General features: G+C 66.5%; 29 protein-coding genes. All 29 read left to right on the forward strand.

Annotated elements, in window-relative coordinates; genetic code table 11:
- The 29 genes from ACFT2C_RS13820 (at position 1) to map (ending at position 21,930) form a co-directional block, all read left to right on the forward strand.
- Entirely contained in the window at positions 1–3,885 is a 3,885-nt protein-coding gene (locus tag ACFT2C_RS13820; protein WP_377207643.1) for a DNA-directed RNA polymerase subunit beta', read from the forward strand.
- A 431-nt stretch (positions 3,886–4,316) separates the two neighbouring features.
- Entirely contained in the window at positions 4,317–4,691 is a 375-nt protein-coding gene (gene rpsL, locus ACFT2C_RS13825) for a 30S ribosomal protein S12 (protein WP_369370999.1), read from the forward strand.
- Positions 4,691–5,161 carry a 30S ribosomal protein S7 gene (gene rpsG / locus ACFT2C_RS13830; protein WP_377207644.1) on the forward strand — a complete coding sequence of 157 codons (471 nt, stop codon included), beginning with the start codon at positions 4,691–4,693 and terminating at the stop codon, positions 5,159–5,161. Before rpsL ends, rpsG begins: the two co-directional genes overlap by 1 nt.
- Positions 5,162–5,255: 94 nt before the next feature.
- Positions 5,256–7,358 carry an elongation factor G gene (gene fusA / locus ACFT2C_RS13835; protein WP_377207645.1) on the forward strand — a complete coding sequence of 701 codons (2,103 nt, stop codon included), beginning with the start codon at positions 5,256–5,258 and terminating at the stop codon, positions 7,356–7,358.
- Positions 7,359–7,480: 122 nt separating this feature from the next.
- Positions 7,481–8,677, forward strand: a complete 1,197-nt coding sequence (tuf, locus tag ACFT2C_RS13840; RefSeq protein WP_377207646.1) for an elongation factor Tu — start codon at positions 7,481–7,483, stop codon at positions 8,675–8,677.
- Positions 8,678–9,205: 528 nt separating this feature from the next.
- Positions 9,206–9,514 (forward strand): 30S ribosomal protein S10, encoded by a 309-nt coding sequence (gene rpsJ, locus ACFT2C_RS13845; RefSeq protein ID WP_019146773.1) that lies wholly within the window; start codon positions 9,206–9,208, stop codon positions 9,512–9,514.
- Positions 9,515–9,528: 14 nt separating this feature from the next.
- Positions 9,529–10,182 (forward strand): 50S ribosomal protein L3, encoded by a 654-nt coding sequence (gene rplC / locus ACFT2C_RS13850; protein WP_377207647.1) that lies wholly within the window; start codon positions 9,529–9,531, stop codon positions 10,180–10,182.
- 5 nt (positions 10,183–10,187) lie between these two features.
- Positions 10,188–10,880: a 50S ribosomal protein L4 gene (gene rplD, locus ACFT2C_RS13855; protein WP_377207648.1), complete on the forward strand. Its 693-nt coding sequence runs from the start codon at positions 10,188–10,190 to the stop codon at positions 10,878–10,880.
- Entirely contained in the window at positions 10,877–11,179 is a 303-nt protein-coding gene (rplW, locus tag ACFT2C_RS13860) for a 50S ribosomal protein L23 (RefSeq protein ID WP_129788480.1), read from the forward strand. The genes rplD and rplW overlap by 4 nt, the downstream gene beginning before the upstream one ends.
- Before the next feature lie 31 nt (positions 11,180–11,210).
- The gene (gene rplB, locus ACFT2C_RS13865; RefSeq protein WP_377207649.1) at positions 11,211–12,047 is read left to right on the forward strand and encodes a 50S ribosomal protein L2; all 837 of its coding nucleotides are present in this window, start codon (positions 11,211–11,213) and stop codon (positions 12,045–12,047) included.
- A 14-nt stretch (positions 12,048–12,061) separates the two neighbouring features.
- Complete coding sequence (rpsS, locus tag ACFT2C_RS13870; protein WP_108492300.1) at positions 12,062–12,343, forward strand: 30S ribosomal protein S19; 282 nt, start codon at positions 12,062–12,064, stop codon at positions 12,341–12,343.
- A 66-nt stretch (positions 12,344–12,409) separates the two neighbouring features.
- Positions 12,410–12,769, forward strand: a complete 360-nt coding sequence (rplV, locus tag ACFT2C_RS13875; RefSeq protein WP_116673591.1) for a 50S ribosomal protein L22 — start codon at positions 12,410–12,412, stop codon at positions 12,767–12,769.
- On the forward strand, positions 12,769–13,608 hold the full coding sequence (gene rpsC / locus ACFT2C_RS13880) for a 30S ribosomal protein S3 (protein WP_377207650.1): 840 nt from the start codon (positions 12,769–12,771) through the stop codon (positions 13,606–13,608). The genes rplV and rpsC overlap by 1 nt, the downstream gene beginning before the upstream one ends.
- A 2-nt stretch (positions 13,609–13,610) precedes the next feature.
- Entirely contained in the window at positions 13,611–14,027 is a 417-nt protein-coding gene (gene rplP / locus ACFT2C_RS13885) for a 50S ribosomal protein L16 (RefSeq protein ID WP_020016120.1), read from the forward strand.
- On the forward strand, positions 14,027–14,266 hold the full coding sequence (gene rpmC, locus ACFT2C_RS13890; RefSeq protein WP_116673593.1) for a 50S ribosomal protein L29: 240 nt from the start codon (positions 14,027–14,029) through the stop codon (positions 14,264–14,266). Before rplP ends, rpmC begins: the two co-directional genes overlap by 1 nt.
- A 4-nt stretch (positions 14,267–14,270) precedes the next feature.
- The gene (rpsQ, locus tag ACFT2C_RS13895) at positions 14,271–14,561 is read left to right on the forward strand and encodes a 30S ribosomal protein S17 (protein ID WP_377207651.1); all 291 of its coding nucleotides are present in this window, start codon (positions 14,271–14,273) and stop codon (positions 14,559–14,561) included.
- A gap of 136 nt (positions 14,562–14,697) precedes the next feature.
- The gene (gene rplN / locus ACFT2C_RS13900) at positions 14,698–15,066 is read left to right on the forward strand and encodes a 50S ribosomal protein L14 (protein ID WP_129788485.1); all 369 of its coding nucleotides are present in this window, start codon (positions 14,698–14,700) and stop codon (positions 15,064–15,066) included.
- Positions 15,067–15,068: 2 nt separating this feature from the next.
- Positions 15,069–15,410: a 50S ribosomal protein L24 gene (gene rplX, locus ACFT2C_RS13905; RefSeq protein WP_377207652.1), complete on the forward strand. Its 342-nt coding sequence runs from the start codon at positions 15,069–15,071 to the stop codon at positions 15,408–15,410.
- A complete protein-coding gene (gene rplE / locus ACFT2C_RS13910) occupies positions 15,410–15,982 on the forward strand; it encodes a 50S ribosomal protein L5 (protein WP_129788487.1) in 573 nt (190 codons plus the stop codon). The genes rplX and rplE overlap by 1 nt, the downstream gene beginning before the upstream one ends.
- Before the next feature lies 1 nt (position 15,983).
- Positions 15,984–16,169, forward strand: coding sequence for a type Z 30S ribosomal protein S14 (locus ACFT2C_RS13915; protein WP_021480434.1), 186 nt, complete (start codon positions 15,984–15,986; stop codon positions 16,167–16,169).
- A 73-nt stretch (positions 16,170–16,242) separates the two neighbouring features.
- Positions 16,243–16,641, forward strand: coding sequence for a 30S ribosomal protein S8 (gene rpsH / locus ACFT2C_RS13920; protein ID WP_377207653.1), 399 nt, complete (start codon positions 16,243–16,245; stop codon positions 16,639–16,641).
- Positions 16,642–16,662: 21 nt separating this feature from the next.
- On the forward strand, positions 16,663–17,199 hold the full coding sequence (gene rplF, locus ACFT2C_RS13925) for a 50S ribosomal protein L6 (protein WP_377207654.1): 537 nt from the start codon (positions 16,663–16,665) through the stop codon (positions 17,197–17,199).
- 2 nt (positions 17,200–17,201) lie between these two features.
- Positions 17,202–17,573 carry a 50S ribosomal protein L18 gene (gene rplR / locus ACFT2C_RS13930; RefSeq protein ID WP_129788490.1) on the forward strand — a complete coding sequence of 124 codons (372 nt, stop codon included), beginning with the start codon at positions 17,202–17,204 and terminating at the stop codon, positions 17,571–17,573.
- Between the two features lie 31 nt (positions 17,574–17,604).
- Positions 17,605–18,258, forward strand: coding sequence for a 30S ribosomal protein S5 (rpsE, locus tag ACFT2C_RS13935; RefSeq protein WP_377207655.1), 654 nt, complete (start codon positions 17,605–17,607; stop codon positions 18,256–18,258).
- Positions 18,258–18,440 (forward strand): 50S ribosomal protein L30, encoded by a 183-nt coding sequence (rpmD, locus tag ACFT2C_RS13940; protein ID WP_020016131.1) that lies wholly within the window; start codon positions 18,258–18,260, stop codon positions 18,438–18,440. The genes rpsE and rpmD overlap by 1 nt, the downstream gene beginning before the upstream one ends.
- Positions 18,441–18,442: 2 nt before the next feature.
- The gene (gene rplO / locus ACFT2C_RS13945; RefSeq protein ID WP_377207656.1) at positions 18,443–18,895 is read left to right on the forward strand and encodes a 50S ribosomal protein L15; all 453 of its coding nucleotides are present in this window, start codon (positions 18,443–18,445) and stop codon (positions 18,893–18,895) included.
- Positions 18,896–19,108: 213 nt separating this feature from the next.
- Positions 19,109–20,401 carry a preprotein translocase subunit SecY gene (secY, locus tag ACFT2C_RS13950; protein ID WP_377207657.1) on the forward strand — a complete coding sequence of 431 codons (1,293 nt, stop codon included), beginning with the start codon at positions 19,109–19,111 and terminating at the stop codon, positions 20,399–20,401.
- Between the two features lie 80 nt (positions 20,402–20,481).
- The gene (locus ACFT2C_RS13955) at positions 20,482–21,039 is read left to right on the forward strand and encodes an adenylate kinase (RefSeq protein ID WP_377207679.1); all 558 of its coding nucleotides are present in this window, start codon (positions 20,482–20,484) and stop codon (positions 21,037–21,039) included.
- A 3-nt stretch (positions 21,040–21,042) separates the two neighbouring features.
- Positions 21,043–21,930 carry a type I methionyl aminopeptidase gene (gene map / locus ACFT2C_RS13960; RefSeq protein ID WP_377207658.1) on the forward strand — a complete coding sequence of 296 codons (888 nt, stop codon included), beginning with the start codon at positions 21,043–21,045 and terminating at the stop codon, positions 21,928–21,930.
- The last annotated feature ends 66 nt before the right edge of the window (positions 21,931–21,996 follow it).

Genomic DNA, 21,996 nt, shown 5'->3' on the forward strand with positions numbered 1-21,996 from the left:
TTGCTCGACGTCAACGTCTTCGACGAGCTGCGTATCGGCCTCGCCACGGCCGAGGACATCCGTGCCTGGTCGCACGGTGAGGTCAAGAAGCCAGAGACCATCAACTACCGCACCCTCAAGCCGGAGAAGGACGGGCTCTTCTGCGAGAAGATCTTCGGTCCGACCCGTGACTGGGAGTGCTACTGCGGCAAGTACAAGCGCGTGCGCTTCAAGGGCATCATCTGCGAGCGTTGTGGCGTAGAGGTCACGCGCTCCAAGGTGCGCCGTGAGCGCATGGGCCACATCGAGCTCGCCGCGCCCGTCACGCACATCTGGTTCTTCAAGGGTGTGCCGTCCCGCCTGGGCTACCTGCTGGACCTGGCCCCGAAGGACCTCGAGAAGGTCATCTACTTCGCGGCCTACATGATCACGTCGGTCGACGACGAGGCCCGCCAGGAGGACCTGCCCAACCTGCAGAACGAGATCGATCTCGAGAAGAAGGAGATCTCCGACCGCCGGGACAACGACATCAACACCCGCGCCACGAAGCTCGAGGCCGACCTGGCCGAGCTCGAGGCCGAGGGTGCCAAGGCTGACGCGCGCCGTAAGGTGCGTGACTCCGCCGAGCGCGAGATGGCTCAGCTCCGCAAGCGTGCGGACCAGGAGCTGGACCGCCTCGAGCAGGTCTGGGACCGGTTCAAGAACCTCAAGGTCGCTGACCTCGAGGGCGACGAGATGCTCTACCGGCAGCTCCAGGACCGCTACGGCACCTACTTCGAGGGTGCGATGGGCGCGAACGCGATCCAGCAGCGCCTCCAGAACTTCGATCTGGACGCCGAGGCCGAGTCGCTGCGGGAGACCATCCGCTCCGGCAAGGGCCAGCGCAAGACCCGCGCCCTCAAGCGCCTCAAGGTCGTGAACGCGTTCCTGACGACCACGAACTCGCCCACCGCGATGGTGCTGGACGCCGTCCCGGTCATCCCGCCGGACCTGCGCCCGATGGTGCAGCTCGACGGTGGCCGGTTCGCGACGTCGGACCTGAACGACCTGTACCGCCGCGTCATCAACCGGAACAACCGCCTCAAGCGGCTGCTGGACCTGGGCGCGCCGGAGATCATCGTCAACAACGAGAAGCGGATGCTCCAGGAGGCCGTCGACTCGCTGTTCGACAACGGCCGCCGTGGCCGCCCGGTGACGGGTCCGGGCAACCGGCCGCTGAAGTCGATCTCCGACATGCTCAAGGGCAAGCAGGGCCGGTTCCGCCAGAACCTGCTCGGCAAGCGCGTCGACTACTCGGGCCGTTCGGTCATCGTGGTCGGCCCGCAGCTCAAGCTGCACCAGTGCGGTCTGCCCAAGCAGATGGCGCTCGAGCTGTTCAAGCCGTTCGTCATGAAGCGGCTCGTGGAGCTCAACCACGCGCAGAACATCAAGAGCGCCAAGCGCATGGTCGAGCGCACGCGTCCTGTCGTCTGGGACGTGCTCGAAGAGGTCATCACGGAGCACCCCGTGCTCCTGAACCGTGCGCCGACGCTGCACCGCCTGGGCATCCAGGCGTTCGAGCCGCAGCTCGTCGAGGGCAAGGCCATCCACCTGCACCCGCTCGTGTGCGGCGCGTTCAACGCCGACTTCGACGGTGACCAGATGGCTGTCCACCTGCCGCTGAGCGCCGAGGCGCAGGCCGAGGCCCGCATCCTCATGCTCTCGAGCAACAACATCCTGAAGCCGTCTGACGGCCGTCCGGTGACCATGCCTTCGCAGGACATGATCATCGGTCTGCACCACCTCACGAGCGACCGTCCGGACGCCGTGGGCGAGGGCCGTGCGTTCGGTTCCGTGGCCGAGGCCATCATGGCCTTCGACCGCAACGAGCTGGACATCAACGCCAAGATCAAGCTTCGGATGTCGGACCTCGTGCCGCCGCTGAAGGACTTCGAGGCGCCCGAGGGCTGGGAGCAGGGGCAGCAGCTCCTGTTCGACACCACCCTCGGCCGGTACCTGTTCAACGAGGCGCTGCCCGTCGACTACCCGTACGAGAACGGTGTGGCCGACAAGAAGCGCCTGTCGACGATCGTCAACGACCTCGCCGAGCGCTACCCGAAGGTGGAGGTGGCCGCGGCGCTGGACGCGCTGAAGGACGCCGGCTACCGGTGGGCGACGCGCTCCGGCGTCACGATCGCCATCTCCGACGTCGCCGCGCCGACGGTCAAGGGAGAGATCCTCGAGGCGCACGAGGCGCGGGCCCTCAAGGTGCAGCAGCAGTTCGACAAGGGTCTGATCACCGACGACGAGCGCCGTCAGGAGCTCATCGAGATCTGGACGCAGGCCACCGACAAGGTCGCGCAGGCCATGCGGGTCAACCTCGAGAGCAACGCGCGCAACACCGTCATGCGCATGGTGGGCTCGGGCGCCCGTGGTAACTGGATGCAGGTTCGTCAGATCGCCGGTATGCGCGGTCTGGTGGCGAACCCGAAGGGCGAGATCATCCCTCGTCCGATCAAGTCCAACTACCGCGAGGGCCTGTCCGTCCTCGAGTACTTCATCGCGACGCACGGTGCCCGTAAGGGCCTGGCCGACACGGCCCTCCGTACGGCGGACTCGGGTTACCTGACCCGTCGTCTGGTGGACGTCTCGCAGGACGTCATCATCCGCGAGGACGACTGCGGTACCGAGCGTGGGCTCACGCTGCCGGTCGCGGAGAAGCTCCCGGACGGCTCGCTCGTCCCGGACGACCGCGTCGAGACCAGCATCTACTCGCGTACCTTCGCGACCGACGTGGTGGACGCCGACGGCAACGTCATCGCGACCGCCGGGTCGGATGCGGGCGACGTCGTCATCGACAAGGTGATCGCCGCGGGCATCTCGAGCGTCAAGGTCCGTTCGGTCCTGACGTGCGAGTCCCGGGTCGGTACCTGCGCCAAGTGCTACGGCCGCTCCCTGGCCACGGGCCTGCTCGTGGACATCGGCGAGGCCGTCGGCATCATCGCGGCGCAGTCGATCGGTGAGCCGGGCACGCAGCTGACGATGCGTACCTTCCACACCGGTGGTGTGGCGGCCGCTGAGGACATCACGCAGGGTCTGCCGCGTGTTACCGAGCTCTTCGAGGCCCGCACCCCCAAGGGTGAGGCGCCGATCGCGGAGTACACGGGTCGCGTGACGATCGAGGACACCGAGCGGACGCGTCACCTCGTGCTGACGCCGGACGACGGCGGCGAGGAGATCAAGTACCCGGTCACGAAGCGTGCGCGCCTCAAGATCGCGGACGGCGACCACGTCACCGTGGGCACCCAGCTCGTGCAGGGTGCGGTCGACCCGAAGAAGGTGCTGCGCATCCTCGGCCCGCGTGCCACGCAGACGCACCTGGTGGACCAGGTCCAGGAGACCTACCGCAGCCAGGGCGTGGACATCCACGACAAGCACATCGAGGTCATCGTGCGGCAGATGCTGCGGCGCGTGACCGTGCTCGACTCGGGTGACTCGCAGCTGCTGCCCGGTGAGCTCGCGGAGCGCATGCGCTTCGAGGACGCGAACCGCAAGGCCGTGTCGGAGGGTGGCCAGCCGGCCGCCGGCCGTCCGGAGCTGATGGGTATCACGAAGGCTTCGCTCGCGACCGACTCGTGGCTCTCGGCCGCCTCCTTCCAGGAGACCACCCGGGTGCTCACCGAGGCGTCGATGAGCGGTCGCCGTGACCCGCTGCTCGGCCTCAAGGAGAACGTCATCATCGGTAAGCTCATCCCGGCTGGTACGGGTCTGCCCCGCTACCGCAACGTCGAGGTGGAGCCCACCGAGCAGGCCAAGGCCGAGCTCTACCCGAGCTTCGGCTACGACGAGATCGACTTCCCGACGCTCGGTATGGGTTCGGGCGAGGCGATCCCGCTGGAGGACCTGGACCTCGGCGACTTCCGCTGATCCAGTTCTCTTAAGTAGCCAGAGCGCCTGCCGGTCTCGACAGGCTCGACCCACGGTGGTCGAGCCTGTCGAGACCCGGTAGGCGCTCTGCTGTGGTTCCGGGTGCAATCTCACACCGATTCGTTTTGACCCCCCGTAAACACGCGAGTAACCTAGGAATCCGTGCCTGCGCCGTCGGGCCGCACCTCTTGAAGGCCGCCGCAAGGTGGCTTCGGAAGCGGCCGATGTGAGTGCGTGGGCACCCCGGCGAGAACCTCCCGGGGCACGTCGTGCCCCGATGGGTGGAGCCGGGCCATCGAGCCGGTGGTAAGTGGCGTAGCAGTCCCCGTGGGGGCTGTGGGTGCCGCATGCGATCGGCACGCACAAGCCAGAACCATCGACGGGGACGCCGGCAGGGCGTCGCCGAAGCTCATGAAGACGACGGAGACGTAGTGCCTACGATCAACCAGCTCGTCCGCAAGGGGCGGACCTCGAAGGCCGTGAAGTCGAAGACTCCGGCCCTCAAGGGTTCCCCCCAGCGGCGCGGCGTGTGCACGCGCGTGTACACCACCACCCCTAAGAAGCCGAACTCGGCCCTCCGCAAGGTCGCCCGTGTGAAGCTTTCCTCGCAGGTCGAGGTCACCGCGTACATCCCCGGTGTCGGTCACAACCTGCAGGAGCACTCGATCGTGCTCGTGCGCGGCGGCCGCGTGAAGGACCTTCCCGGTGTCCGTTACAAGATCGTCCGTGGCGCGCTCGACACGCAGGGCGTGAAGGGTCGCAAGCAGGCCCGGTCCCGTTACGGCGCCAAGAAGGAGAAGAGCTGATGCCCCGCAAGGGTCCGGCCCCGAAGCGGCCGCTCATCATCGACCCGGTCTACGGGTCCCCTGTCGTCACGCAGCTGATCAACAAGGTCCTGCTCGACGGCAAGAAGTCGACCGCCGAGGCGATCGTCTACGGCGCCCTCGAGGGTGTCCGTACCAAGACTGACGGCGACCCGGTCGTGGTGCTCAAGCGCGCACTCGACAACGTCCGCCCGGCTCTCGAGGTGCGCTCCCGCCGCGTCGGTGGCGCCACCTACCAGGTGCCGGTCGACGTCCGCCCCCCTCGCCAGACGACGCTCGCGCTGCGCTGGCTCGTCGACTTCTCCCGCGCTCGCCGCGAGAAGACGATGACGGAGCGTCTCATGAACGAGATCCTCGACGCGTCGAACGGTCTCGGTGCTGCGGTCAAGCGCCGCGAGGACATGCACAAGATGGCCGACTCCAACAAGGCCTTCGCGCACTACCGCTGGTAGTAGCTTCCGATCGGCCCCGGGTCACCCCCGGGGCCGTCGGTGGATGCTTGACCGCCGGCCCCCAGCCCACCTTTAGACCAAGGGGTAAGACACCGTGGCACTCGACGTGCTGACCGACCTGAACAAGGTCCGCAACATCGGCATCATGGCCCACATCGATGCCGGCAAGACCACGACGACCGAGCGCATCCTGTTCTACACGGGTGTGAACTACAAGATCGGTGAGACGCACGACGGTGCGTCGACGATGGACTGGATGGAGCAGGAGCAGGAGCGCGGCATCACGATCACGTCCGCCGCGACGACCTGCTACTGGAAGAACAACCAGATCAACATCATCGATACGCCGGGTCACGTCGACTTCACGGTCGAGGTGGAGCGCTCGCTCCGCGTGCTCGACGGTGCCGTTGCCGTGTTCGACGGCAAGGAGGGTGTCGAGCCCCAGTCGGAGACGGTCTGGCGCCAGGCGGACAAGTACGACGTCCCGCGCATCTGCTTCGTCAACAAGATGGACAAGCTCGGTGCGGACTTCTACTTCACCGTCGACACGATCATCAACCGCCTCAAGGCGAAGCCGCTCGTCATCCAGCTCCCGATCGGTGCTGAGAACGACTTCGAGGGCGTCGTCGACCTCATCGAGATGAAGGCGCTCACGTGGCGCGGCGACACCAAGATGGGCGAGGAGTACGAGGTCGAGGACATCCCGGCCGACATGCTCGAGAAGGCTGAGCAGTACCGCGCTCAGCTGGTCGAGGCCGTCGCCGAGGCTGACGACGACCTGCTCGAGAAGTTCCTCGGTGGCGAGGAGCTGACGGTTGCCGAGATCAAGTCCGGCATCCGCAAGCTCGTCATCGCCTCCGCGGCCTTCCCGGTCCTGTGCGGCTCGGCGTTCAAGAACAAGGGCGTGCAGCCCATGCTCGACGCCGTGATCGACTACCTCCCCTCGCCGCTCGACGTGCCGGCTGTCGAAGGCCACGACGTCAAGGACGCGGAGAAGGTCGTCGTGCGCCGTCCGGACGAGTCGGAGCCGTTCTCGGCCCTCGCGTTCAAGGTCGCCACGCACCCGTTCTTCGGCAAGCTGACCTACGTCCGCGTCTACTCGGGCAAGGTCGCGCAGGGCGCGCAGGTGCAGAACTCGACCAAGGGCAAGAAGGAGCGCATCGGGAAGCTCTTCCAGATGCACTCCAACAAGGAGAACCCGGTCGAGGAAGCCCACGCGGGCCACATCTACGCGTTCATCGGGCTCAAGGACGTCACCACCGGTGACACCCTGTCCGACCCGAGCAACCAGGTCATCCTCGAGTCGATGAGCTTCCCGGAGCCCGTCATCGACGTGGCCATCGAGCCGAAGACGAAGGCCGACCAGGAGAAGCTGTCGACCGCTATCCAGAAGCTCGCGCAGGAGGACCCGACCTTCCGCGTGCGGCTGGACGACGAGACCGGCCAGACCGTCATCGGCGGTATGGGCGAGCTCCACCTCGACATCCTCGTCGACCGTATGCGTCGCGAGTTCAAGGTCGAGGCGAACGTCGGCAAGCCGCAGGTCGCGTACCGCGAGACGATCCGCCGCACGGCGGAGAAGATCGACTACACGCACAAGAAGCAGACGGGTGGTTCCGGCCAGTTCGCCAAGGTCCAGGTGACCTTCGCGCCGCTGGAGACGACGGAGGGCGAGCTCTACGAGTTCGAGAACGCCGTCACCGGTGGCCGTATCCCGCGCGAGTACATCCCGTCCGTGGACGCTGGTATCCAGTCGGCCATGCAGCAGGGTGTGCTGGCAGGCTTCCCGGTCGTCGGCGTGAAGGCGACGCTGATCGACGGTGCGTACCACGACGTCGACTCCTCGGAGATGGCGTTCAAGATTGCCGGTTCGATGGTCTTCAAGGAAGGCGTCAGGCGCGCCGACCCGGTCCTGCTCGAGCCGGTCATGGCCGTCGAGGTGCGTACGCCCGAGGAGTACATGGGCGACGTGATCGGCGACATCAACTCCCGACGTGGCATGATCCAGTCCATGGAGGACGCGACCGGCGTCAAGGTCGTTCGCGCCCAGGTGCCGCTCAGTGAGATGTTCGGCTACATCGGTGACCTCCGGTCGAAGACCCAGGGTCGCGCGGTGTACTCGATGCAGTTCGACAGCTACGCCGAGGTTCCCAAGGCAGTTGCCGAAGAGATCATCAAGAAGACCCGGGGCGAGTGAGTCCCCACAGGTCGACCCGCACAACCAACCTGTAGGAAGAACCGCACGCCCCGCAGTTGTAGGCTTCTTGGCCGAGCATCTGCAACGTTCGGAACATCTACCCAAGTCCCAGGAGGACCCCAGTGGCTAAGGCCAAGTTCGAGCGGACCAAGCCGCACGTCAACATCGGCACGATCGGTCACGTCGACCACGGTAAGACGACGCTGACCGCGGCGATCTCGAAGACGCTTGCGGACAAGTACCCGGACCTTCCGGCAAACACGGTGCGCAAGTTCGACGAGATCGACGCCGCGCCGGAGGAGAAGCAGCGCGGTATCACGATCAACATCGCGCACATCGAGTACGAGACGCCGAAGCGCCACTACGCGCACGTCGACGCCCCGGGTCACGCCGACTACATCAAGAACATGATCACCGGTGCCGCGCAGATGGACGGCGCGATCCTGGTGGTCGCCGCGACCGACGGCCCGATGGCCCAGACGCGTGAGCACGTGCTGCTCGCCCGTCAGGTCGGCGTGCCGTACCTGATGGTGGCGCTCAACAAGGCCGACATGGTCGACGACGAGGAGATCCTCGAGCTCGTCGAGATGGAGGTCCGTGAGCTGCTCTCCTCGCAGGAGTTCGACGGCGACAACGCCCCGGTCATTCGCGTCTCGGGCCTCAAGGCTCTCGAGGGCGACCCGGAGTGGGTCGAGAAGATCGTCGAGCTGATGGACGCTGTCGACGAGAACATCCCGGAGCCGGTGCGCGACCTCGACAAGCCCTTCCTCATGCCGATCGAGGACGTCTTCACGATCACCGGTCGTGGCACCGTCGTCACCGGCAAGGTCGAGCGTGGCACGCTCGACATCAACTCCGACGTCGAGATCGTCGGCATCCGCGTGCCGCAGAAGACCACGGTCACGGGCATCGAGACGTTCCACAAGCAGATGGACCAGGCTCAGGCCGGCGACAACACCGGTCTGCTCCTGCGTGGCATCAAGCGCGAGGACGTCGAGCGCGGCCAGGTCATCGTGAAGCCGGGTTCGATCACCCCGCACACGAACTTCGAGGCCCAGGTCTACATCCTGGGCAAGGACGAGGGTGGCCGTCACAACCCGTTCTACTCGAACTACCGCCCGCAGTTCTACTTCCGCACCACGGACGTCACCGGCGTCATCACGCTGCCCGAGGGCACCGAGATGGTCATGCCCGGCGACAACACCGAGATGACGGTCGAGCTCATCCAGCCGATCGCCATGGAGGAGGGTCTGGGCTTCGCCATCCGCGAGGGTGGCCGCACGGTCGGTTCAGGCCGTGTCACCAAGATCCTCAAGTGATCCTGGAGCACTGACTCATCTGACGGAAGTCAGCTGAACGATGGGGCCCGGGTGCTTCGGCGCCCGGGCCTCATCGCGTAAGTAGTCCGTGTCACACGTCTTCCGTTTGGTACATGTGGAGACGTATGGCAAGATTGCATAGTTGCCTGTCACAGGCGTGCTCTTTCAAGTATCGAACAGTGTGCAGAACCGCAGTCCTTGGTCCCGGCTCGTCCGGGGTCAACAGAGGCTGGAGCGGTCACCCTCCCGGGGAGAAACCGGGTGAGGGGTCGCGGGGTTTGTCGCTAGCTGTTCGATGTGTACAGGGCGCCCCGCGGAGCACACGTCCTCCGGTCTTCCGGAGGGACTGTTCCGAGCAGGCTCGGCAAACGTGGTGGTCGGTCCAGGCTGTACAGCCAGGACCAGATCACTTCCCAACGGCCCCGGCACCAGCAATGGTGTTCTGCGCCCGGCTGTGCCGCTTTAAGCGACACGCCCGAGTGCGTGGGTCGGACAGTAGCGGTTCGAGAGAGAGAGTCAGACGACGCCATGGCGGGACAGAAGATCCGCATCCGGCTCAAGTCCTACGACCACGAGGTGATCGACAGTTCGGCGCGCAAGATCGTCGACACGGTCACTCGCGCTGGTGCGACGGTCGTGGGTCCGGTGCCGCTGCCGACGGAGAAGAACGTCTTCGTTGTGATCCGGTCGCCTCACAAGTACAAGGACAGCCGCGAGCACTTCGAGATGCGTACGCACAAGCGGCTCATCGACATCATCGATCCCACGCCCAAGGCCGTCGACTCGCTCATGCGACTCGACCTGCCGGCGGACGTGAACATCGAGATCAAGCTCTGAGGCTGGAGGACATCATGACCAACCAGCAGAAGAACGTGACCGCGTTGCTCGGGACCAAGCTCGGTATGACCCAGCTCTGGGACGAGGCGGGCCGCCTCGTGCCGGTGACCGTGGTCTCCGTGGGCACCAATGTGGTGACCCAGGTCCGCACGGTCGACGCCGACGGTTATGCGGCTGTTCAGCTCGCGACCGGCCAGGTCGACCCGCGCAAGGTCACCAAGCCCCTCAAGGGCCACTTCGAGAAGGCCGGCGTCACGCCGCGCCGTCACGTGGCCGAGATCCGCACCGAGAATGCCTCCGAGTTCACGCTCGGCCAGGAGATCACCGCAGACGCCTTCGAGGCCGGCGCGCTGGTCGACGTGGTTGGCACCACCAAGGGCAAGGGCACCGCCGGTGTGATGAAGCGTCATGGCTTCTCCGGCGTCGGCGCCTCGCACGGTGCGCACCGTAACCACCGCAAGCCCGGCTCGATCGGTGGCGCTTCGACGCCGTCGCGAGTCTTCAAGGGCATGCGGATGGCAGGTCGGATGGGTAACGCCCGTCAGACCACCCAGAACCTGACCGTTCACGCGGTCGACGTCGAGAAGGGTCTGCTGCTCGTCAAGGGCGCGGTTCCCGGCCCCAAGGGTGGCGTCGTCCTCGTGCGTAACGCCGCGAAGGGAGCGTGAACCCGATGACCGCTCTGACTGTCGACGTCCTGGACGCCCAGGGCAAGAAGTCCGGCACCGCCGAGCTCCCCTCTGAGGTGTTCGACGTCGCCGTGAACATCCCGCTGATCCACCAGGTGGTCGTTGCGCAGCGCGCAGCCGCCCGCCAGGGCACCGCGTCCACGAAGACTCGTGGCGAGGTCCGCGGTGGTGGCCGCAAGCCGTACAAGCAGAAGGGCACCGGTCGCGCCCGCCAGGGTTCGACGCGTGCTCCGCAGTTCGCCGGCGGTGGCGTCGTCCACGGCCCGCAGCCGCGCTCGTACGACCAGCGCACCCCGAAGAAGATGAAGGCCGCCGCCCTGCGCGGTGCCCTCTCGGACCGCGCTCGTGCCGGTCGCGTGCACGTCGTTGCCGGCTTCGGCATCGAGGGTGTCCCGTCGACCAAGACGGCGCTCGCCACGATCACCAAGCTGACGACGCGTGCCCACGTGCTCGTCGTGACACTGCGCGACGACGAGGCCACGGTCAAGTCCCTGCGCAACGTGCCCGAGGTGCACCTCCTGGTCGCTGACCAGCTGAACACCTACGACGTGCTCGTCTCCGACGACGTCATCTTCACCGAGGGCGCGCTTGCCGCGTTCCTCGCGGGGCCGGCCAAGGCCGCGAAGGCTGTCGCCACGGAGTCCGAGGCCGAGACCGCTGAGGAGACCGCAAAGTGACTGTCACCGTGAAGGACCCGCGCGACATCCTGCTCGCGCCGGTCGTCTCCGAGAAGAGCTACAACCTTCTCGACGAGGGTAAGTACACCTTCATCGTGGACCCGAGCGCGAACAAGACCGAGATCAAGATCGCTATCGAGAAGGTCTTCAGCGTCAAGGTCGCGTCGGTGAACACGATGAACCGCAAGGGCAAGACGCGTCGTACGCGTTTCGGCCTCGGCAAGCGCAAGGACACGAAGCGTGCGATCGTCACCCTCCGCGAGGGAACGATCGACATCTTCGGTGGTCCGGTCGGCTGAGCTGACGAGAGACGATTGAGGACAGGTTTCCATGGGAATCCGTAAGTACAAGCCGACAACGCCCGGCCGTCGCGGCTCCAGCGTCGCCGACTTCGTCGAGATCACTCGCACGCAGCCGGAGAAGTCGCTGATCCGCCCGCTGAGCAAGACCGGCGGTCGTAACAACACCGGTCGCATCACGACGCGTCACAAGGGCGGTGGCCACAAGCGTGCCTACCGCGTCATCGACTTCCGTCGTCACGACAAGGACGGCGTGCCCGCGAAGGTCGCTCACATCGAGTACGACCCCAACCGCACGGCGCGCATCGCGCTCCTGCACTACGCGGACGGCGAGAAGCGCTACATCATCGCGCCGAACAAGCTGTCGCAGGGCGACCGCATCGAGGCCGGTGCGGGCGCCGACATCAAGCCCGGCAACAACCTGCCGCTGCGCAACATCCCGACCGGTACGGTCATCCACGCCATCGAGCTCCGGCCCGGTGGCGGTGCGAAGATCGCCCGTTCGGCTGGTGCGTCCGTGCAGCTCGTCGCCAAGGACGGCCCCTATGCGCAGCTGCGCATGCCGTCCGGCGAGATCCGGAACGTCGACCTGCGCTGCCGCGCCACGGTCGGCGAGGTCGGCAACGCCGAGCAGTCGAACATCAGCTGGGGCAAGGCCGGCCGTATGCGGTGGAAGGGCAAGCGCCCGACCGTCCGTGGTGTCGCCATGAACCCGGTGGACCACCCCCACGGTGGTGGTGAAGGCAAGACGTCCGGTGGACGCCACCCGGTCAGCCCTTGGGGCCAGGCCGAGGGTCGTACCCGCCGTCCGAACAAGTCGAGCGACCGGATGATCGTCCGTCGCCGTCGTACCGGCAAGAAGCGCTGATAGGAGCCTGAAACATGCCTCGTAGCCTGAAGAAGGGCCCCTTCGTAGACGACCACCTCCAGAAGAAGGTGGACGTCCAGAACGAGAAGGGGACCAAGACAGTTATCAAGACCTGGTCCCGTCGGTCGGTAGTCACGCCCGACTTTCTCGGTCACACCTTTGCCGTGCACGACGGCCGCAAGCACGTCCCGGTCTTCGTGACCGAGGCGATGGTCGGCCACAAGCTCGGCGAGTTCGCTCCCACGCGGACCTTCCGCGGCCACGTGAAGGACGACAGGAAGGGTCGTCGCCGCTGAGGCGTGGGTTCTCCCCGCTGAAGCAGTGATGATCTGGACTGTCTGAGAAAAGGAAGCAGGACAGCAATGGAAGCCAAGGCGCAGGCGCGGTTCGTCCGTGTCACGCCCCAGAAGGCCCGGCGCGTCGTGGACCTCATCCGTGGCAAGCAGGCCTCTGAGGCCGTCGCGGTGCTGAAGTTCGCACCGCAGGCCGCCAGTGAGCCGATCCGCAAGGTCGTGGAGAGCGCGATCGCCAACGCTCGGGTGAAGGCCGACCGTGCGAGCGAGCGCTTCGACGAGGGCGACCTGGTCGTCTCCGCCGCGTTCGTGGACGAGGGGCCGACGCTCAAGCGTTTCCGGCCGCGGGCTCAGGGACGTGCAACGCGCATTCTCAAGCGCACCAGCCACATCACCGTGGTGCTCGCCGACAAGGAAGGGGCCCGATAGTGGGACAGAAGGTTCACCCGCACGGGTACCGCCTGGGTATTACGACTGACCACCGGTCGCGTTGGTTCGCCGACAGCACCAAGCCCGGTCAGCGGTACCGCGACTACGTCCGCGAGGACGTCCAGATCCGCAAGCTCATGGGCACCGGCCTCGAGCGTGCGGGTATCTCCAAGGTCGAGATCGAGCGCACTCGTGACCGCGTCCGCGTGGACATCCACACGGCGCGTCCGGGCATCGTGATCGGCCGTCGGGGTGCTGAGGCAGACCGCATCCGTGGCGAGCTCGAGAAGCTCACGGGCAAGCAGGTCCAGCTCAACATCCTCGAGGTCAAGAACGCGGAGATCGACGCGCAGCTCGTTGCTCAGGGCATTGCCGAGCAGCTCGCCAGCCGTGTCTCCTTCCGTCGTGCGATGCGCAAGGGCATGCAGTCCGCCCAGCGCGCCGGCGCGAAGGGTATCCGCGTGCAGGTCGCCGGCCGTCTCGGCGGCGCCGAGATGAGCCGTTCGGAGTTCTACCGCGAGGGCCGCGTGCCCCTGCACACGCTCCGGGCGTACATCGACTACGGCTTCTACGAGGCCCGCACCACCTTCGGCCGCATCGGCGTGAAGGTGTGGATCTACAAGGGCGAGGTCACCGAGAAGGAGTTCGCCGCTCAGCAGGCTACTGCCGCGCCCCGTCAGGGCCGTGGCCGGGGCGATCGCCCTGAGCGTGGCGAGCGCGGTGGCGAGCGTCGCGGTGGCGGTCGTCGCAACGAGCGTCCGGCCGAGCGCAGCGCTGACGCAGCCCCCGCGGCTGAGGCAGCTGCTGCTCCGGCCGCAGAGACCGGAACGGAGGCCTGACCATGCTGATCCCGCGCAGGGTCAAGCACCGCAAGCAGCACCACCCCTCGCGCTCCGGCGCGGCCAAGGGTGGAACCCAGATCGCGTTCGGCGACTTCGGCATCCAGGCTCTGGAGCCGGCGTACGTCACCAACCGCCAGATCGAGGCGGCGCGTATCGCAATGACTCGCCACATCAAGCGTGGCGGCAAGGTGTGGATCAACATCTACCCGGACCGTCCGCTGACGAAGAAGCCTGCCGAGACCCGCATGGGTTCCGGTAAGGGTTCGCCGGAGTGGTGGGTCGCCAACGTCAAGCCCGGCCGGATCGTCTTCGAGTTGGCCGGTGTTGACGAGTCCCTTGCTCGTGAGGCCATGCGCCGCGCGATGCACAAGCTCCCGATGAAGTGCCGTTTCGTGGTGCGCGAGGGTGGTGTCTGATGGCTATCGGTACGCAGGGGCTTGCCCCCATCGATCTGGATGGCATGGACGACGAGACTCTCGTCGCCAAGCTGAAGGAAGCCAAGGAGGAGCTGTTCAACCTCCGCTTCCAGTCGGCGACCGGCCAGCTCGAGAGCCACGGTCGTCTCAAAGCCGTGCGTCGCGACATCGCCCGGATCTACACGATCCTGCGTGAGCGCGAGCTCGGCATCCGTACGGCTCCGAGCGTGAGTGAGTGAGGCAATGAGCGACAACACGACTGCTGCTGGAGCCCCTGAGGCCCAGCGCGCGACGCGTAAGGTGCGCCGTGGCTACGTGGTGAGCGACAAGATGGACAAGACCATCGTGATCGAGGTCGAGGACCGGGTGAAGCACCCGCTCTACGCCAAGGTCATCCGTCGCACCAACAAGGTCAAGGCGCACGACGAGCAGAACAGCGCCGGCATCGGCGACCTGGTCGTCATCATGGAGACCCGCCCGCTGTCCGCTACCAAGCGGTTCCGGCTCGTGGAGATCCTCGAGAAGGCCAAGTAAGGACTTCTCTCCCGGCTGGGACGGTGCGTGACACACGTACGCGTGCCGTCCCGGCCAGCACAGCAACTATCCGTTCGACCAGGCTCGCCGGAAACAGTCCGCGCGAGAACCAGTTCGACGACAGGAGTTCACTCAAATGATCCAGCAGGAGTCGCGACTTCGGGTCGCCGACAACACGGGTGCCAAGGAGATTCTCTGCATCCGCGTTCTCGGTGGCTCCGGCCGTCGCTACGCCGGAATCGGCGACACCATCGTCGCCACCGTCAAGGACGCGATCCCGGGCGGCAACGTGAAGAAGGGCGACGTCATCAAGGCCGTCGTCGTCCGGACCGCCAAGGAGCGCCGCCGTCCCGACGGTTCCTACATCAAGTTCGACGAGAACGCCGCCGTCATCCTGAAGGCCGACGGCGAGCCTCGCGGCACCCGCATCTTCGGCCCGGTGGGTCGTGAGCTGCGTGACAAGAAGTTCATGAAGATCATCTCGCTGGCTCCGGAGGTGCTCTGACCATGGCGAAGATCAAGAAGGGCGACCAGGTCATCGTGATCTCGGGTCGCGACAAGGGCAAGACCGGCCGGGTGCTCGAGGTCCTCAAGGACTCCGACCGTCTCGTGGTCGAGGGTGTTCAGCGGGTCACGAAGCACACCAAGGTGGGCCAGTCGCAGCGCGGCACCCGCACCGGTGGCATCGAGACCGTCGAGGCGCCGATCCACGTGAGCAACGTGATGATCGTCGACCCGGAGACGAAGAAGGGCACCCGAGTCGGGTACCGCGTCGAGAAGGTGGAGCGCGACGGTCGTGAGAAGACCGTCCGGATCCGCGTCGCGAAGCGCTCCGGGAAGGACATCTGATGACCGAGACGACCATCGAGGCCCCGGCCCAGCCGCGCCTCAAGCAGAAGTACCGCGAGGAGATCCTCCCGGCGCTGATCGAGGAGTTCGGCCACAAGAACCTGCACCAGGCCGGCGGTCTCACGAAGATCGTCGTGAACATGGGTGTGGGCGACGCGGCCAAGGACTCCAAGCTCATCGAGGGCGCCATCCGCGACCTCTCGGCGATCACCGGTCAGAAGCCGCAGGTCACCAAGGCTCGCAAGTCCATCGCGCAGTTCAAGCTGCGCGAGGGCATGCCGATCGGCGCGCACGTGACGCTTCGCGGCGACCGGATGTGGGAGTTCCTCGACCGCCTGCTGGCGGTCGCGCTGCCCCGTATCCGCGACTTCCGCGGCCTGTCGCCCAAGCAGTTCGACGGGCACGGCAACTACACGTTCGGTCTCACGGAGCAGTCGATGTTCCACGAGATCGACCAGGACAAGATCGACCGGGTCCGCGGTATGGACATCACGGTCGTGACGACGGCGACGACCGACGACGAGGGCCGCTCTCTGCTGCGCCGTCTCGGCTTCCCCTTCAAGGAGAACTGACATGGCGAAGAAGGCCCTGATCAACAAGGCGGCCGCCAAGCCGAAGTTCGCGGTTCGCGCCTACACCCGGTGCCAGAAGTGCGGTCGCCCGCACTCCGTTTACCGCAAGTTCGGCCTGTGCCGCATCTGCGTCCGGGAGATGGCCCACCGCGGCGAGCTCCCCGGCGTCACCAAGAGCAGCTGGTAACACAACTACGCCGTAGGTCCGTCCGGCCCCCGTTGGCCGCTCGGATACCCCGGCGAGGAAGGGCAAGAGCCCGATGACTATGACCGACCCGATCGCAGACATGCTGACCCGTCTGCGTAACGCGAACTCGGCGCACCACGACACGGTTTCCATGCCGTCGTCGAAGCTGAAGACGCACATCGCCGAGATCCTGCAGGCCGAGGGCTACATCGTCGGCTGGAACGTGGAGGACGCCCAGGTGGGCAAGACCCTCACGCTCGAGCTGAAGTACGGCCAGAACCGGGAGCGCGCCCTGGCGGGCGTGCGCCGCGTCTCGAAGCCCGGCCTGCGCGTGTACCGCAAGTCCACCGATCTGCCCAAGGTGCTCGGCGGCCTGGGCGTGGCGATCCTGTCCACGTCCTCCGGCCTCCTCACCGACCGGCAGGCACAGGCCAAGGGCGTCGGCGGCGAAGTCCTCGCCTACGTCTGGTAATCCGGAAAGGAGAAAACGCCAATGTCTCGAATCGGCAAGCTTCCCGTTCCGGTCCCAGCCGGCGTGGACATCACTGTCAGCGGCGCGCTCGTGACCGTGAAGGGCCCCAAGGGTTCTCTCGAGCACAACGTGCCCGCCCCTATCAATGTCGCTCAGGAGGACACCCAGCTCGTGGTGTCCCGCCCGGACGACGAGCGGAACTCCCGTGCGCTGCACGGCCTGACCCGCACCCTGATCGCCAACATGATCATCGGTGTGACGCAGGGCTACGAGAAGAAGCTCGAGATCGTCGGTACTGGTTACCGCGTCGTGGCGAAGGGTTCGAGCCTCGAGTTCGCGCTCGGCTTCAGCCACCCTGTTGTCATCGAACCCCCTGCGGGTGTCACGTTCGCCGTCGAGAGCCCCACCAAGTTCTCGGTCTCGGGCATCGACAAGCAGCAGGTCGGCGAGGTCGCAGCGAACATTCGCAAGATCCGCAAGCCCGAGCCCTACAAGGGCAAGGGCGTGCGCTACGCCGGCGAGAACGTCCGCCGCAAGGTCGGAAAGGCTGGTAAGTGACGATGGCTATCAAGATCCTGGGCAAGGGCAAGTCCGTCGCTCGCCAGCGCCGTCACCTGCGCCTGCGCAAGAAGATCACTGGCACCGCCGTTCGTCCGCGTCTTGTCGTCACCCGCTCCTCGCGCCACATGGTGGCGCAGGTGGTGGACGACACCGTGGGCAAGACCGTCGCGTCGGCGTCGACCCTCGAGGCCGACCTGCGCGCGTTCGACGGCGACAAGACTGCCAAGGCCCGCAAGGTCGGCGAGCTCGTCGCCGAGCGTGCCAAGGCTGTCGGCGTCGACACCGTCGTGTTCGACCGCGGCGGCAACAAGTACCACGGTCGCGTCGCTGCAGTGGCTGACGGCGCCCGCGAGGGCGGTCTGGCCCTGTGATGACCAACGCACGGAAGAAGAGGACTCTCTGATGGCTGCAGGGCAGCGCAGCGGCGCCCCCCAGGGTGCCGCCACCGAGAACAAGGACCGTAACGACCGCCGTGGTGGCGGGCGTCGGGACGACCGTCGCGGGGGGCGCGAGGAGAAGAGCGCCTTCGTCGAGAAGGTCGTCTCCATCAACCGCGTCGCCAAGGTCGTCAAGGGCGGCCGTCGCTTCAGCTTCACCGCGCTCGTCGTGGTGGGCGATGGCGATGGCACCGTCGGCGTCGGCTACGGCAAGGCCAAGGAAGTGCCCGCGGCGATCGCCAAGGGTGTCGAGGAGGCGAAGAAGAACTTCTTCCGCGTCCCTCGCATCCAGGGCACCATCCCGCACCCCATCCAGGGTGAGGCTGCCGCCGGTGTCGTGTTCCTGCGTCCGGCGTCGCCGGGTACCGGTGTGATCGCCGGTGGCCCGGTCCGCGCCGTGCTGGAGTGCGCGGGCATCCACGACGTGCTGAGCAAGTCGCTCGGTTCGTCGAACGCGATCAACATCGTGCACGCCACGGTCGCGGCCCTGAAGGGCCTCGAGGAGCCGGCTGCTGTTGCCGCTCGTCGTGGGCTCGCGCTCGAGGACGTGGCCCCGGCCGCGCTCCTTCGCGCGCAGGCCGCCGGTCGTGCCGAGTCGACTGCGAAGGCGGGTGCGTGATGGCTCGACTCAAGGTGACTCAGACCAAGTCCGCCATCGGCGGCAAGCAGAACCAGCGTGACACGCTGCGAACCCTCGGCCTCAAGCGGATCGGCGACACCGCCGTGAAGGAGGACCGTGCGGAGATTCGTGGCATGGTCAAGACGGTGGCGCACCTCGTCGCCGTCGAGGAGGTCGAGTGATCATGGCGGAGAACAAGCCGCTGAAGATGCACCACCTCCGTCCGGCCCCCGGCGCCAAGACCGCGAAGACCCGTGTGGGTCGCGGTGAGGCGTCGAAGGGTAAGACGGCAGGTCGTGGTACCAAGGGCACGAAGGCCCGTTACCAGGTCCCCGCTGGCTTCGAGGGTGGGCAGATGCCTCTGCACATGCGCCTCCCGAAGCTGCGTGGGTTCAAGAACCCGTTCCGCGTGGAGTTCCAGGTCGTGAACCTGGACAAGCTCTCCTCGCTGTTCCCCGAGGGTGGCACCGTCACCGTCGAGGACCTTGTCGCCAAGGGGGCGGTCCGCAAGGGTCAGCCCGTGAAGGTGCTCGGCAACGGCGAGATCGACGTCAAGCTCGAGATCGCGGTCGACCGCGTCTCGGCGTCCGCCAAGGAGAAGATCCTGGCGGCCGGCGGTACGGTCTCGGAGGCCTGAGACAGCTGACAGGGCCGGCGGCGCGCATGCGCGGCCGGCCCTGTGTGCTCTCTTGAGAATTTCCCGGGGCTCTTGTGGTCCGAGAGACTCCGTGAGCAACGTAGAATCCGACACGGTCTGGCTGCACCGCTGTGGTCTGGCCCACGTTCGACACACCTCGCCGGCGTCCCGCCGGCGACACGAGATCCCGCAACGGCGGGCCAGGAGGATAGGGTGCTCAGCGCATTCGGCCGGGCTTTCCGGACGCCAGACCTGCGGCGCAAGCTGCTGTTCACGATCGCGATCATGGCGATCTTCCGGCTCGGGTCGTTCATCCCGACTCCCGGCGTGGACTACACGAACGTGCAGCAATGTATCGAGCAGCAGAACAACGACAGCCTGCTCGGTCTGATCAACGTCTTCAGTGGCGGCGCTCTGCTGCAGCTGTCGATCTTCGCGCTCGGGATCATGCCGTACATCACGGCGAGCATCATCGTGCAGCTGCTTCGCGTGGTGATCCCACGCTTCGAGGCGCTGCAGAAGGAAGGCCAGTCGGGTCAGACCAAGCTGACCCAGTACACGCGCTACCTCACGATCGCCCTCGCGATCCTGCAGTCCACGACCGTCATCACGACGGCACGCCAGGGCCTGCTCTTCCAGTGCGACCTCGACGTCATCGTGGACGACAGCATCCTGACCTCGATCTTCATGGTCATCACCATGACCGCCGGTACGGGCCTCATCATGTGGCTCGGCGAGCTGATCACCGAGCGCGGCGTCGGCAACGGCATGTCGCTCCTGATCTTCACGTCGATCGCCGCGGGCTTCCCGACGTCGCTGTGGTCGATCGCCGGTGGCGCCAACGGCGTCCTGAACTTCACGATCATGATCCTGGTCATCATCCTGGTGATCGGTCTCGTGGTGTTCGTCGAGCAGTCGCAGCGCCGCATCCCGGTGCAGTACGCGAAGCGCATGGTGGGCCGCCGCATGTACGGCGGCACCAGCACGTACATCCCGATCAAGATCAACATGGCCGGCGTGATCCCCGTGATCTTCGCGGCGTCGATCCTCGCCATCCCCGGACTGCTCGCGCAGTTCGGGGACCAGAGCGCCGACTGGGTCGTCTGGATCTCGAACCACCTGGTCAAGCAGTCGTCGCCGCTGTACATCGCGGTCTACACGCTGATGATCATCTTCTTCTGCTTCTTCTACACGTCGATCACGTTCAACCCGGACGAGGTCGCGGACAACATGAAGAAGTACGGCGGCTTCATCCCCGGCATCCGTGCCGGCCGCCCCACGGCGGAGTACCTCGACTTCGTGATCACCCGGATCACCTCCGCCGGTTCCCTGTACCTCGCGCTGATCGCGCTGATCCCGACGCTGGTGCTCGTCTTCCTGGGCGTCAGCACCAACCTGCCCTTCGGCGGTAGCTCGATCCTCATCGTGGTCGGCGTCGGGCTGGAGACGGTCAAGCAGATCGACTCGCAGCTGCAGCAGCGCCACTACGAAGGATTCCTCCGTTGAGCCAGACTCCCACCACCACCTCTCGCCGCGAGCTGCACGCTCGTCCGGACCAGGAGGGCCAGATCACGCGTCTGGTCATCATGGGCCCGCAGGGAGCGGGCAAGGGCACGCAGGCGGCCCGTCTCGCCGAGGTCTTCGGGATCGTCCCGATCTCGACGGGCGACATCTTCCGCGCGAACATCGCGGGCGAGACCGAGCTGGGCAAGCTTGCGCAGGAGTACACGAACAAGGGTGACCTGGTCCCGGACGAGGTCACCAACGCGATGGTCCGCGACCGGCTCGCGGAGCCCGACGTCAAGGAGGGCTTCATCCTCGACGGCTACCCGCGCAACTCGGCCCAGGTGACTGAGCTCGACCAGATCCTCGCCGGCCTCGGCTGGGAGCTGGACGGCGTCATCGAGCTGACGGCGGACCGCTCGGAGCTGCTGAAGCGCATTGCGAAGCGCGCCGAGGAAGAGGGCCGCGACGACGACACCGAGGAGGCCATCACGCGCCGCCTCGACATCTACGCGGAGCAGACCGCCCCGCTGACGGCGGCCTACGGCGAGCGCAACCTGCTGGTGCAGGTCGACGGGCTCGGCGAGATCGCCGAGGTCACGGACCGCATCGTCGCCTCTCTCGCGACCCAGCTGGGCTGAGGCGTGGTCTTCGGGCGGGAGCGCGTCGAGTACAAGACGCCGGACCAGGTGCGCCTCATGCGGCGCGCCGGTCTGGTGGTCGCGGACACGCTCGCCGCGGTCCGCACGGCGGCCCGGCCGGGCCTGACCACCGCGGACCTCGACGCGGTCGCCGCCACGGCGATCGCCGATGCCGGGGCGACCCCGTCGTTCCTCGGCTACCAGGGCTTCACGGCGGTCATCTGCACGTCGGTCAACGACGAGGTCATCCACGGCATCCCGGGCAGCCGGGTGCTCGCGGCGGGTGACCTCGTCTCGATCGACTGCGGGGCGATCGTCGAGGGCTGGCACGGCGACTCGGCCATCTCGTTCGTCCTGGGCCCCGACGGGGCACTGGACCACAAGCTGCCCGACGGCGACCTGGTCGCCGCGGGTGCGGACCTCGCCGACATCGCGCTCGTCCGGGCGACCGAGGCGGCCATGTGGGCGGGCATCGCCTCCCTGGCCTCCGCCAAGCGGCTGAACGCCGTGGGCGAGGCCGTGGAGGCCGCCGTCGAGATGGCGGGGGAGTTCAACGACGTCGAGTACGGCATCGTCGAGGAGTACGTCGGGCACGGCATCGGCAGCGCCATGCACCAGCCGCCGGACGTGCACAACTACAAGACCTCGGGGTCGGGCCCACGGCTCCGGTCCGGGATGTGCCTGGCCATCGAGCCGATGATCACGCGCGGCGGTGCCGAGACCAGGGTCCTGGCGGACGACTGGACGGTCGTCACCGACGACGGCTCCCGCGCGGCGCACTGGGAGCACTCCACGGCGATCATGGAGGACGGGATCATCGTCCTGACGGCGGTCGACGGGGGAGCGGAGCGCCTCGGCGTCTTCGGCGTGGAGCCGGTCTCGCTCGGCTGAGCCGGATCTTCCTGCGCCTGGGGGCAACGACTTTCACCCGGGGTCTATTTAACTCGTGGTCAGTTG

Origin of the sequence: Promicromonospora sp. NPDC057138, from assembly GCF_042670845.1 — a bacterium.
Classification (GTDB): Bacteria; Actinomycetota; Actinomycetes; order Actinomycetales; family Cellulomonadaceae; genus Promicromonospora.